Source organism: Sphingomonas sp., assembly GCF_019635455.1.
Taxonomy (GTDB): Bacteria; Pseudomonadota; Alphaproteobacteria; order Sphingomonadales; family Sphingomonadaceae; genus Sphingomonas.
The window spans coordinates 159,624-171,788 of the sequence record NZ_JAHBZJ010000009.1; the positions used below are offsets into that span (position 1 = coordinate 159,624).

The following is a 12,165-nucleotide window of genomic DNA, read 5'->3' on the forward strand; positions in this document are numbered from 1 at the left end:
GCTCCACCCCGTTTCCAATTCGTACAGGGGGTAATGATGGCCAGGCCGTTGCAGCTTGCGAGCGTTTTTCTATTCACCACCGCGCTCGTCGCGCCGTCGATGGCGCACGCCGCGCCGCAGGACACGCCCGGGGCGGCACAGCAGACCGATCAGCCTGACGCGGCGGAACCGGCCGGCGCGCAGCCGGCGGACGGCGGCCAGCAGGATGTCGAGATTTCGGCGCCCGGTGCCGGGATCGTCGTGACCGGCCGGCGCGAAACCAATGTGTCGCGCACCCAGCCGCAGGTCGTGACCGTCCTGACCACCGAGGATATCGCGCGGACCGGCGAAGGCGATATCGCCGGATCGCTCGGTCGTGCGACCGGCCTGAGCGTGGTGGGCAACGGATATGTCTATGTCCGCGGCCTGGGCGATCGCTACTCGCTCGCGCTGCTCAACGGCTCGCCATTGCCCAGCCCGGAGCCGTTGAAGCGCGTCGTTCCGCTCGACCTGTTCCCGACCAGCATCATTTCATCCTCGCTGGTTCAGAAAAGCTATTCGGCGAATTATCCGGGCGAATTCGGCGGCGGCGTGATCAACCTCACCACCAAATCGGCCCCGCGCGAAGCGTTCCTGACGCTGGGCGGCAGCCTGGGCTATGATTCGGCGACGACCGGCCAGCTTGGCTACACCTATTATGGCGCGGACGACGACTGGACGGGATTCGACAACGGCACCCGCACGCTCAAGCCGTCGCTGCGCGCCTATCTGAACAGCGGGCAGCGGATCAGTTCGGGCAATGTCGATACCAGCGTGATCGCCGCCGATCTGGTGACGAGCCGCAATGCGCTGGTCCAGCGCAACACCGATATCCCCGCAAACTGGTCGTTCGATGCGACCGGCGGCTTTTCGACCGATATCGGCGCCACGCGGATCGGCGTGATCGCGACCGCCGGCCTCAGCAACAAATGGCGCACGCGCGACACGATCCAGCAGACCGCCGCCAGCCGCGACCTGTCGATCAAGGAACTCGATTTCCGCCGGGTCATCACCGATCAGCGCGCGGTTGCGAACGCGCTGCTGGGCATCAACGCGAAGTTCGACCAGAATGTCGTGCGCCTGACCGGCCTGTTCATCCGCGACACGCTGAAACAGGCGCGGCTGGGGCAGGGGACGCGTCAGACCGGCGATCCCAACGCCACCTATATGCAGCAGGATACGGCGTGGTTCGAACGCCAGCTGATCGATCTGCAAGGCGTCGCCGAATTGCAGCTGACCCCGGAACTGAGCGTCAACCTGCGTGGTGGCTATGCCAATACGCGACGCAATGCCCCGGACGAGCTGAGTTTCGAATATTATCGCAGCAACCGGGCGGCGGACCCCTATGGCCAGCTGTTCATCAACCGGTTGAACAACGGTCAGCAGGGACGCGGCGAGGTCAGCTATTCCTACCTCAACGAAAATCTGTGGTCGGCCGGCGCGGACCTTTCCTATCGCTTTTCGCCCGCGATCACCGCGGTTGTCGGCTATGCCTATGCGGACACCGATCGCCGTACCGAACGGCGCGATTTCCAGTTCACCGCGTCGAACACGTTCCCGACCTATCTGGCGCTGCTGCGGCCCGACATGCTGCTGTCGCGCGGGGTGATCGCCTATGGCCAGGATAGCCGGAACCCGACGCCCTACACGATCGGCGTGACCGACACGAACGAGGCGAACCCGGTGTTCGACGCGGCGCTGACCAATCACGCCGGCTATGCCCAGGCGCTGGTCAAGCTGACCGACGCGGTTCGCCTTGACCTTGGTGTGCGGTATGAAACCGCGCGACAGACGGTGACGCCGGTTCAGGTGTTCACCGTGCCGACCGCATCGCTGGCGGGAACGGCGTTGAACCGCGATTACTGGCTGCCGGCGGCGACGCTCACCTGGGAAATCGCCGACCGGATGCAGTTCCGCGTCAGCGGGTCGAAGACCATCGCCCGGCCGCAGTTCCGCGAGCTGATCTTCCAGTCCTATTTCGATCCCGACAACAACCGGATGTTCCGCGGCAATCCCCGCCTGGTCGACAGCCAGCTGTATAATGGCGAGGCGCGGCTGGAATGGTATTTCGCGCGCGAACAGCGCGTGTCGATCGCCGGATTCTACAAGAAGATCGACAAGCCGATCGAAACCTATGCCAGCTTCAGCGACAATGACGTGCTGAGCAGCTTCGCCAACGCGCCGCGTGCGCAATTGTGGGGCGGCGAGATCGAGCTGGTGAAATACATCAATCTCGACGGTCTGGGCGAATCGGGCTTCTTCTCGACCCGCCGACTGGTGGTGATCGGCAACTATACCTACACCCAGTCGAAGATCATCGTGCGGTCGGGCGACACGGTCGATGCCTTTCCGCTGGCCGCGTCGCAGGCGAGCGATTTCTTCACCAACGGCGCGCCGCTGACCGGCCAGTCGAACCACCTGGCAAATCTTCAGGTCGGTATCGAGGATACGGGCAAGCTGTCGCAGATGACCTTCCTGCTCAACTATGCGAGCGAGCGGGTCACCAATCGCGGTGCGGCCGGGCAGCCGGACATCAAGGAGCATCCCGGCTTCCGCCTCGATTTCGTGGCGCGGCAGGGGATCAACATCCTTGGCACCGAGACCGAGCTGAAGCTGGAGGTGCGCAACATCACCGGTGCCAGCTATCAGGAGTATCAGGAATCGGGCGCGAACCGGATCTATTACAACCGGTACAAGGTCGGGCGGACGATCGCGTTGGGGATCAACTTCAACTTCTGATCGATCCGGTCCGCCCGGGTTCAGGGATCAGACCAATGGGGAGGGGCGGCGTTTCGTCGCCCCTTTTCACGCGCGCGGCGGCGGCATCAGCTCCAGGGGCGCTCGCGAAACCATTTGGTGATGACATATTTGGTGCCGGCGCGCACCTTCATGGCGTGGTGCAGCGTCGCCGGGTTCGGCGTGCCGTCGGCGCGCAGGTTGCTCCAGGCGAGCAGCTTGCCCGCTTCGGGCTGCACGATCTTGTCGACCGCCTTGAACCGGGTCGCGCCGCCGGCCTCGACCTCGTTGAGGTAGATCATCGCGGTCCAGGTCCGTTGCCCCGCGACGGCGCAATAGCGATCGAAATCGATGCCGGTCGGCTCGAAATAATCGGTATGCGCCTTGAACTCCTGCCCGACCGCGTAGCGTTGCCCCTGCAACGGTTCGCCATGCGCGGGATCGAGGCCCAGAAAGGCGGCGAGCCGGTCCTCCAGATCGCGAACCAGCGGATCGTCGCGCGACAGGTCGCAGGTCTCGCTCGTCCGGAACGCGTTGTCCCCATTGTAATCCGACACCGTCGAGGGGCGGCGATGCGCGTCGATCCGGGCCATCAGTCCGGCGCACAGATCCGCATCGATGAGCGCGCGCCGCACGAACAATGTCAGTTTCGGACTCGGCACCTTCTGGATTCCGGGGCGCGCGGACAGGCGCTCGATCACCGGTTCGATCGGGAAACCGGCATTTGCGGAAGGGGCGATCATGATGCCGCATTGCCATAAAGGTCCGGGAACCGCCAGTTTCATGCGCATGGCGACCGTGCGCGCGCAACGGGTTGACGGTGGGGCCATGCTGCCGCTAAGCGCGCGCTCTCACGGCGATCGTAGTTCAATTGGTTAGAGCACCGGCTTGTGATGCCGGGGGTTGCGGGTTCAAGTCCCGTCGATCGCCCCATTTTCCCTTTTTCGCGATTGGGACTGGCGCTGGACGCGTCGGAACAATATTACGCGGTCCAGCAATTTTCTTAGCGTGCTGGAGCGGCATATGAGCGCGGTGTGGGATCTTCCCGATTTTGACGATCACGAGGGCGTGCATCTCGTGTGCGATCCCGCCAGCGGCATGAGGGCCGTTATCGCGGTCCATTCGACGACGCTCGGTCCCGCCGCCGGCGGGGTCCGGTTCTGGCATTATGCCGACAGCGTCGATGCGGTGACGGACGCGCTGCGCCTGTCGCGGGGCATGTCGTACAAGAACGCCATGGCCAACCTTCCGCTGGGTGGCGGCAAGGGGGTCGTGCTGGCGCCCGAAGCCGGCGCGACGATCAGCGAAGCGCAGCTGATCGCGTTTGGCGATGCCGTCGAATCGCTGGGTGGCCGCTATGTCACGGCCGAGGATGTCGGCATGTCCGAGGCGCGGATGAAGGTGATCGCGACCCGCACCCGCCATGTTTCCGGCCTGCCCGTCGCTGGCGGGGGCGCCGGCGGCGATCCCGGCCCGTTCACGGCGCTTGGCATCTATCTGGGCGTTCGCGCGGCGGCCCGGCGTGCGCTGGGGGTCGAGACGATGGACGGGGTCCACGTCGCGATCCAGGGCGTGGGCAGCGTCGGCGGTGGCCTGGCACGCAGGCTGGCGGCCGATGGCGCCCGGTTGACGCTGGCGGACGTCAACGCCGACAAGGCGACCGCGCTCGCGGCAGAACTTGGCGGACATGCGGTCGCCGCGGAGGAGATCCTGGCGGTTTCGGCGGATGTGGTCAGCCCGAACGCGCTCGGCGCGATCCTGACTGCCGATTCGATCGCGGCGCTGGATTGTCGGGTGGTGGCGGGCGGCGCGAACAATCAGCTCGCGACCCGCGCCGACGGCGACCGGCTCCATGCACGCGGCATCCTCTATGCTCCCGATTACGTCATCAACGCCGGTGGCATCATCAATGTCGGACTGGAATATCTGGGCCAGGGCGATCGCGCCGAGGTGGAGGCGCGGATCGCGATGATTCCGGATCGCCTGATCGAGATCTGGGACGAGAGCGATCGCAGCAGGGAACCATCGAGCGCGGTGGCGGACCGGATCGCCCAGGGCCTGATCGGTCGCGGCTGAACACGGGGGCGCGACGTCGGAAACGCGCGGCGCGATCCGGCATGGATTCGCCGCGACAACCCGGCTAAGCCCGCCCGATATCGTGATCCACGCACTCGCCAATCCCACGCGCTTCCTGAAATTTGCGCGACCGCTGACGCCGATCCTGTTCTGGATCGGCCTGGCGCTGGTCGCCGTCGGCATCTGGGGCGGGTTGACGCAGTCGCCGCCCGACTATCTGCAAAAGGAAAGCGTGCGGATCATGTACATCCATGTGCCGAGCGCGTGGCTGGGCATGGGCGGATGGACGGGTCTGGCGATCGCCTGCTTCGCCTATCTGGTGTGGCGGCACCCGCTGGCGGCGCTCGCCGCGCGGGCGATTGCGCCGGTCGGGGCGACCTTTGCGGCCCTGTGCCTCGTCACCGGTTCGATCTGGGGGCGGCCGACCTGGGGGACGTGGTGGCAGTGGGACGGGCGGCTGACATCGATGCTGTTGCTGTTTTTCATCTACATCGCGTGGATCGCGCTGGAGCGGGCCGACCGTGAACGCGGCGGCGACGGACGCATCGCGGCCCTGTTTGGGGTGGCCGGCACCGCGCTGTTGCCGGTGATCCGATATTCGGTGGTGTGGTGGAACACGCTGCATCAGGGACAGAGCCTGACACTGGCCGGGTCGTCGATCGATCCGGCGATCCTGTGGCCGTTATTGTGGACGCTTCCCGGCTTTTCGCTGCTGTTCGGCGGGATCGTCCTGATGCGGATGCGCGCGCTGCTGGCGGAGCAGCGGATCGAGGCACGGCTGCGGCGGATGGCGGCATGAACCACTGGCCGTTCATCATCGCCGCGTATCTGATTACCGCGATCGCCGTGGGCGCGATTTCGATCGTCAGCTGGCGTGCGATGCGGCGCGCCGAAGCGGCGGTCGCCGCGCTGAAGGATCGGCGATGAAGCGCAAGAACCAGCGGCTGCTGCTCGGCCTCACCGCGCTTGCCGCGCTGGGGGGGGCGAGCGCGCTGGCGCTGTCGGCGCTTCAGGATCAGGCGGCGTTCTTCTACACCCCCAGCGATGTCGAGGCGGGTCCTCCGCCGCCGGGCAAGGCGGTGCGGCTGGGCGGCATGGTCGAACCCGGCACGCTCCGGCATCTGAAGGACGGTGTCACCATGACCTTCGTGGTGGCCGACAAGAGCGCGACGGTCCCGGTGCGGTTCACCGGCGTGGCGCCCGACCTGTTTCGCGAGGGATCGGGTGTGGTCGCGGAAGGGCGGTTCACGGCCGATGGCGGCTTTGTCGCCGACAATCTGCTTGCCAAGCATGACGAGCGATACGTGCCACCGGAGATCGCGGACAAGATGCCCCAGGCGGCGGCGAAATGATCGCGGAACTGGGATTGGCGGCGCTGTGGCTCGCCGCGGCGATGGCGCTGCTGCAATTCGCGGCGGCGGCGCTGGGGTTGCGCCTCAATCAGGTCGAACTGATCGCCACGGTACGCCCCGCGGCGATCGTCCAGGGCATATTGGCCGCAATCGCCTTTGCCGCGCTGATCGCGCTGTTCGTGCGATCCGACATGTCGGTGCTGCTGGTGGCGCAGAACAGCAATTCGGCCAAGCCGCTCCTCTATCGTTTCGCCGGTGCGTGGGGAAATCATGAAGGATCGATGCTGCTGTGGGTCACGGTGCTGGCGGTCGCGGGCGCGGCGATCGGGCTGGTCGAGCGCAGGCTGGACGCGGCGACACTGACCGCGACGCTGGCGGCACAGGCGTTCATCTCCTTTGGATTCTATGCGTTCCTGCTCATCGCCTCCAATCCGTTCGCGCGGCTCGATCCGCCGGCGCCCGACGGGTTGGGGCTGAACCCGCTGTTGCAGGACCCGGGCCTCGCCTTTCACCCGCCCACGCTCTATCTTGGCTATGTCGGCCTGTCGGTCGCTTTTTCCTTTGCCGTCGGGGCGATGATCACCCGACAGGTCGGCCCGGCGTTCGCCCGCGCGATGCGGCCGTGGATCCTGGGCGCGTGGATTTTCCTGACGATCGGTATCACCGCCGGCAGCTACTGGGCCTATTATGAGCTGGGCTGGGGTGGCTGGTGGTTCTGGGACCCGGTGGAGAACGCCTCGCTGATGCCGTGGCTGGCGGCGACCGCGTTGCTGCATTCGGTGAACGTTTTGGCTGCGCGCGACGGATTGCGCGCATGGACGCTGATGCTCGCCGTCGTCGCCTTTTCGATGTCGATGGTCGGCACCTTCCTCGTCCGTTCGGGCATTCTGACCAGCGTTCACGCCTTTGCGGTCGATCCGACGCGCGGCAGCTTCATTCTCGTCCTGCTCGCCATCTATATCGGCGGGGCATTGGCGCTGTATGGCCTGCGCGTCGGCCGGGTGCAGGCGGGGCAGGGGTTCGACCTGGTGAGCCGCGAGGGCGGCCTGGTGCTCAACAACCTGCTGTTGTCGGTGATCCTCGGCATCGTGCTGATCGGGACGCTGTATCCGATCGTCGCACAGGCGATGGGGCAGCAGCTGTCGGTCGGCGCGCCATTTTTCAACAAGACGGCGGGGCCGATCGCGCTCGCGCTGGTCGCGGCGGTGGCGGCGGGGCCGTTGCTGAACTGGCGGCGCGACGATGCGAACGCCCTGCTCGGCAAGCTGACGGTGCCGATCGCGGTGTGCGTGCTCGCCGCCGCTGCGACCTTCGTCCTGGCCCCGGCCATTGGCTGGATGGAGCTGATCGGACTCGCGCTGGCCGCCGGGCTTGCGGTGGCGAGCGTGGCGCCGTTGTGGCGCCGAAAGCTGCGCCGCACGCCGCTGTTCACCTGGGGGATGGTCGCCGCGCATCTTGGCGTCGCGGTCAGCCTGGCGGGCATGGCGGCGGACAGCGCGTTCACGCAGGAGCGGCTGGTCGCGGCGCGCTATGGACAGCCCTATTATGTCGGCCCGTGGCGGGTCGTTCTCACCGGCGTTTCGCCGGTGGTGGGCGACAACTGGTCGGCGGTGCAGGGCCAGCTTCAGGCGGTGCGCGGGGAGAACGCGCGCACGCTCACGCTCACGCCCCAGCGGCGCTTCTATTCCGCCCCGCCGACCGAAACGGCGGAGGCGTCGATCGCGACCCGTATCGATGGACAGCTTTACGCCGTGCTCGGTGCGCAGGATGCGTCCGGGCGCTGGCAGCTGCGGCTGTGGTGGAAGCCATGGGTGACGTTGATCTGGCTGGGCGGGGGGCTGATCGCGCTGGGGGGCGCACTGGCCCTGATCGGGCGCGTGTTGCGTGAGCGGCGCAATGTCCGGCGGCGCGAGGACGCGGAATGAGGCGGCTGCGCATCTGGTTGCCGCTGATCGCGTTCGCGGCGCTGATCGGTGTAGTCGCGTGGGGACTCTATGTGCCGGCGGATACGGTGGTGCGATCGGCGCTGGTCGGCAAGCCGCTGCCGGCGTTCGACCTCCCGCCCATGGTCGCAGGCAAGCCGGGGCTTCGCCGTGCCGACATGGCGCAGGGCAAGCCGCGACTGCTGAACGTGTTCGCCAGCTGGTGCGTGCCGTGCATCGCCGAAGCGCCGATGCTGATGAAACTGAAACAGGCGGGAGTAGAGATCGATGCCGTGGCGATCCGCGACACGCGCGCGGCGGTACAGGCGTTCCTGGCGCGCAATGGGGATCCCTATGCGCGGATCGGCGATGACAGCCAGCGGCTGGTTCAGATCGGAATCGGATCGTCGGGCGTCCCCGAAACCTTTGTGATCGACGGGCAGGGGCGGATCGCCGCGCAGCATATCGGCGATATCCGCGAAGAGGATGTGCCGAAGCTGCTGGCGGCGCTGGAGGCGGCGCGATGAGCGTGATCCTTGCCGCGCTGCTGGCTGCCGCCAGCGCTGCACCCGCCCCCGATCTGGGCTATTCGCAGCTGCCCGACCCCGCGCGTGAGGCACAGGCGGCCGGCCTGATGGCCGAATTGCGCTGTCTGGTCTGTCAGGGCCAGTCGATCGCGGACAGCGATTCGGACATGGCGGCGGACATGCGCCGGGTGGTGCGCACCCGGATCGCGTCGGGCGAGCGGCCGGCGGAGGTGCGCGCGTGGCTGATCGAGCGTTATGGCGATTATGTGACCTATGATCCGCCGCTGGGCTGGGCGACCGCGCCGCTGTGGCTGGCGCCGGTGTTGTTGCTGCTCGCCGGCGCCTGGCTGGCGCGCGGGACGTTGCGGCGGAGGCGGCGCTGATGGGCTGGATCGTGTTGATCGTGCTGGGCGTGTTCGCATTCGGCGCGCTGCTGCTGCTGGGGCTGCCGCGTTCGCTCATGTCCTTTGCCGGCGCGGCGCTGATGCTGGGGGCGGCGGGATATGCCTTGCAGGCACGCCCCGATCTTCCCGGAGCGCCGGTCGAGGCGTCGAAAAAGGCCGTGCCGGACGAACCGGCGCTGCGCGAATTGCGCGGGGCGATGTTCGGTCGCTTCACCTATCTGGATGGCTATTTCTTCGCGTCCGACGCCTTGATGCGTCAGGGCGATATGGAGCGCGCGGCCCGGTTAATGCTGGGCGGCGTGCGCGCGTCGCCCAATGATGCGGCGATGTGGACATGGCTGGGCTTTGCGCTGTCGGAGGCGGATGGGCGCACCGTCTCGCCGGCTGCGGGCATCGCGTTCCGGCGGGCGGTGGCGCTGGCGCCGCGCCATCCCGGGCCGGCGTTCTTTTATGGCATGGCGCATGTGCGCGCGGGCAATTTCGCCGCCGCGCTGCCCTGGTGGCGCAAGGCGCTCGAGCTCACGCCGCCGGGATCTTCCTATCGACGCGACCTGGCGCTGCGCGTCGAGCTGCTGCGGCGCGTGGTTGAGTTGCAGAAGCGCGATTAGGCGCCGGCGCGCTTTTTCTTCACCTGCGCCTCGACCAGTTCGATCGCCTTGCGCACCGCCGGCTCGATCGACAGGAAGCTGGTGTCGAGCACATCGGCCCCCGGCGCAACCGTCAGCGGCGCTTCGGTGCGTTTCGAATCGCGGTCGTCACGCGCGCGGATGTCGGCCAGCACCCGATCCAGGCTGGAAAAGACGCCGCGACTGCGCAATTCGGCGTGGCGGCGTTGTGCGCGGATCGTTGGCGTCGCCTTTACGAACAGCTTTGCGTCGGCATCGGGCGCGATCACCGTGCCGATGTCGCGACCGTCGAGCACCGCGCCGCCCGGCTGTTGCGCGAACCGCTTCTGCCGCGCGAGCAGCGCCGCGCGCACGAGCGGGTGGGCAGAGACCACCGAGGCGGCCTTGCCCACCTCATCCGTGCGCAGCCATTCGTCCGCGAGCAGCAGGTCGTCGAAACTGCAACTGGCGACGGCGTCTGCCTCCTTCGCGGGGTCCAGCTCCTCGCGCAGCACCGTCGCCGCGACCGCGCGGTACAGCAGGCCGGTGTCGAGATGCGGCAGCCCGTAATGACGCGCGAGCGCGCGGGCGATCGTTCCTTTGCCCGACGCGGCGGGTCCATCGACGGCGATGATCATGAGCGTGCTTCGTGGTTGGTGAGCATGTCGAGTGTCGCGAAGAAATCGGGATAGCTGGTCGCGACCGGGGTCACGTCGTCGATCGAGAGCGCCGCGCGCGCGCCAAGGCCGGCGACCGTCATGCTCATCGCGATCCGATGATCGAGTTTCGAGGCGACCTGGCCACCGCCGGGGATCGGATCGCCGCCCGAGCCGGTGACGATCAACCCATCCTCACGTTCCTCCACCGCGACGCCGTTGGCGCAGAGCGCCGCCGCCATCGCCGCGATCCGGTCCGATTCCTTGACGCGCAGTTCCCCGGCACCGCGCGCGACGGTTCGGCCCTGGGCGAACGCGGCGGCGACGAACAGCGCCGGATATTCGTCGATCATCGTCGGGGCGAGGTCGGGCGGAACCTCGATCGCCCGCAGCGGGGCGTGCCGTACCCGCAGATCGGCGACCGGTTCGCCCCCGACGATGCGGGCATCAACCTCGACAATGTCCGCCCCCATCATCCGCAGCGCCGTGATGATGCCGGTGCGCGTCGGATTGAGGCCGACATTGGCGATCACGATATCCGAATCCGGCACGATCGACGCCGCCACCATCCAGAATGCGGCGGAGGAGGGGTCGCCCGGAACGACGATCCGCTGCGGTTTCAGCTCGGCCTCGCCGCGCAGGGTGATGATGCGTCCCTCCGGCGTCTGTTCGACCGTCAGCTCCGCACCGAAGCCGCGCAGCATCCGCTCGCTATGATCGCGGGTCGGCACTGGCTCGATGACCCGTGTCGTGCCCGGGGCGTTGAGGCCGGCGAGCAGCACCGCCGATTTGACCTGTGCCGATGCGACCGGCAGGCGATAGGTGATCGGGACCGCGGGACACAGGCCGCGCATGGTCAGCGGCAGCCGTCCGCCGGGACTGGCGGTGAAATCGGCGCCCATTTGCGACAGGGGTTCGATGACCCGCCCCATCGGCCGGCCGGACAGCGACGCGTCGCCGATCAGGGTCGCGGTGATCGGGTGGCTGGCGATCAACCCCATCAGCAGGCGGGTGGACGTCCCGGAATTTCCCATGTCGAGCGCGGTCCGCGGTTGCAACAATCCACCCACGCCGACCCCCCGGATCAGCCAGGCGCCGCCATCCTCGCGTTCGATCCCCGCGCCCATCGCGCGCATCGCCGCGGCGGTGGCGAGGACATCCTCACCCTCCAGCAGGCCCTCCACGCGCGTCTCCCCGATCGCGAGCGCGCCGAACATCAGCGCGCGGTGGCTGATCGACTTGTCGCCCGGCACGGTCAAACGACCGCGAAGCGGGCCGCGAGCATGCAGGGACAGGGGACGCGGGGGAGAATGCGACATCGCGCGCGGCTTTGACAGGGGGCTTGCGCTATGGCAAGGCGCCCGCCACTTCAGAGGGGAACATTGTTCTCCGTCACCCTTGAAATCATGAAAAAAGGCAAGAGCGGCACATGGTGAAGCCGGAATGGGGCACGAAACGAAGCTGCCCGAAATGCGCGACCCGTTTTTACGATCTCGGCAATGACGAGCCGGTGACCTGCATCGCCTGTGGCTTTGCGTGGGAGCCGGAACCGATCCTGAAGTCGAAGCAGCCGCTGCCGTTCGAGGCGGCGAAGGACGAGACCGAAAAGAAGAAGAACGACGCCGATCTGAGCGACGACGATGATGATCTGGACGTCGATGAGGATGAGGAAGGCTCGCCCGACGACGATGTCGATCTGGGCGGCGACGACGACCTGGGTGTCGATACCGGCGACGACGACGAAGAAAGCTGAGTTGCCGGGTTGCAAAGCCCGCGATGGCTGCTAAAGGCCATCGCCTTCCCGGACGGATGGGGCCGTAGCTCAGCTGGGAGAGCGTCGCAATGGCATTGCGAAGGTCAGGGGTTCGA

General features: G+C 67.1%; 13 protein-coding genes and 1 tRNA gene. 11 read left to right on the forward strand and 3 right to left on the reverse strand.

The window, feature by feature from the left end; genetic code table 11:
• Positions 1–36 precede the first annotated feature (36 nt).
• Positions 37–2,757: a TonB-dependent receptor gene (locus KF783_RS12200; RefSeq protein ID WP_294079721.1), complete on the forward strand. Its 2,721-nt coding sequence runs from the start codon at positions 37–39 to the stop codon at positions 2,755–2,757.
• A gap of 86 nt (positions 2,758–2,843) precedes the next feature.
• Here the strand turns inward: KF783_RS12200 and KF783_RS12205 are convergent, their stop codons facing one another.
• The gene (locus tag KF783_RS12205) at positions 2,844–3,497 is read right to left on the reverse strand and encodes a 2OG-Fe(II) oxygenase (protein WP_294079723.1); all 654 of its coding nucleotides are present in this window, start codon (positions 3,495–3,497) and stop codon (positions 2,844–2,846) included.
• Positions 3,498–3,610: 113 nt separating this feature from the next.
• On the opposite strand from KF783_RS12205, the gene KF783_RS12210 reads away from it, so the two are divergent.
• The 9 genes from KF783_RS12210 (at position 3,611) to KF783_RS12250 (ending at position 9,643) form a co-directional block, all read left to right on the forward strand.
• Positions 3,611–3,687, forward strand: a tRNA-His gene (locus tag KF783_RS12210).
• 90 nt (positions 3,688–3,777) lie between these two features.
• Complete coding sequence (locus KF783_RS12215) at positions 3,778–4,830, forward strand: Glu/Leu/Phe/Val dehydrogenase dimerization domain-containing protein (RefSeq protein ID WP_294079725.1); 1,053 nt, start codon at positions 3,778–3,780, stop codon at positions 4,828–4,830.
• A gap of 82 nt (positions 4,831–4,912) precedes the next feature.
• Positions 4,913–5,629, forward strand: coding sequence for a heme ABC transporter permease CcmC (gene ccmC, locus KF783_RS12220; RefSeq protein ID WP_294079727.1), 717 nt, complete (start codon positions 4,913–4,915; stop codon positions 5,627–5,629).
• Complete coding sequence (locus KF783_RS12225; RefSeq protein WP_294079729.1) at positions 5,626–5,757, forward strand: heme exporter protein CcmD; 132 nt, start codon at positions 5,626–5,628, stop codon at positions 5,755–5,757. Before ccmC ends, KF783_RS12225 begins: the two co-directional genes overlap by 4 nt.
• Positions 5,754–6,182, forward strand: a complete 429-nt coding sequence (gene ccmE, locus KF783_RS12230; RefSeq protein ID WP_294079731.1) for a cytochrome c maturation protein CcmE — start codon at positions 5,754–5,756, stop codon at positions 6,180–6,182. Before KF783_RS12225 ends, ccmE begins: the two co-directional genes overlap by 4 nt.
• Positions 6,179–8,107, forward strand: coding sequence for a heme lyase CcmF/NrfE family subunit (locus KF783_RS12235; protein WP_294079733.1), 1,929 nt, complete (start codon positions 6,179–6,181; stop codon positions 8,105–8,107). Before ccmE ends, KF783_RS12235 begins: the two co-directional genes overlap by 4 nt.
• The gene (locus KF783_RS12240) at positions 8,104–8,631 is read left to right on the forward strand and encodes a DsbE family thiol:disulfide interchange protein (protein ID WP_294079735.1); all 528 of its coding nucleotides are present in this window, start codon (positions 8,104–8,106) and stop codon (positions 8,629–8,631) included. Before KF783_RS12235 ends, KF783_RS12240 begins: the two co-directional genes overlap by 4 nt.
• Positions 8,628–9,014, forward strand: coding sequence for a cytochrome c-type biogenesis protein (locus KF783_RS12245; protein WP_294079737.1), 387 nt, complete (start codon positions 8,628–8,630; stop codon positions 9,012–9,014). The genes KF783_RS12240 and KF783_RS12245 overlap by 4 nt, the downstream gene beginning before the upstream one ends.
• The gene (locus KF783_RS12250) at positions 9,014–9,643 is read left to right on the forward strand and encodes a tetratricopeptide repeat protein (RefSeq protein WP_294079739.1); all 630 of its coding nucleotides are present in this window, start codon (positions 9,014–9,016) and stop codon (positions 9,641–9,643) included. Before KF783_RS12245 ends, KF783_RS12250 begins: the two co-directional genes overlap by 1 nt.
• On the opposite strand, the gene KF783_RS12255 is transcribed toward KF783_RS12250, so the two are convergent.
• On the reverse strand, positions 9,640–10,278 hold the full coding sequence (locus KF783_RS12255) for a d(CMP) kinase (protein WP_294079741.1): 639 nt from the start codon (positions 10,276–10,278) through the stop codon (positions 9,640–9,642). The two genes, KF783_RS12250 and KF783_RS12255, sit on opposite strands and share 4 nt — an antisense overlap.
• Complete coding sequence (gene aroA / locus KF783_RS12260; protein WP_294079743.1) at positions 10,275–11,615, reverse strand: 3-phosphoshikimate 1-carboxyvinyltransferase; 1,341 nt, start codon at positions 11,613–11,615, stop codon at positions 10,275–10,277. Before aroA ends, KF783_RS12255 begins: the two co-directional genes overlap by 4 nt.
• Before the next feature lie 110 nt (positions 11,616–11,725).
• Here aroA and KF783_RS12265 point away from each other — a divergent pair, with 110 nt between their 5' ends.
• A complete protein-coding gene (locus KF783_RS12265) occupies positions 11,726–12,049 on the forward strand; it encodes a TIGR02300 family protein (protein WP_294079744.1) in 324 nt (107 codons plus the stop codon).
• Positions 12,050–12,165 lie beyond the last annotated feature (116 nt).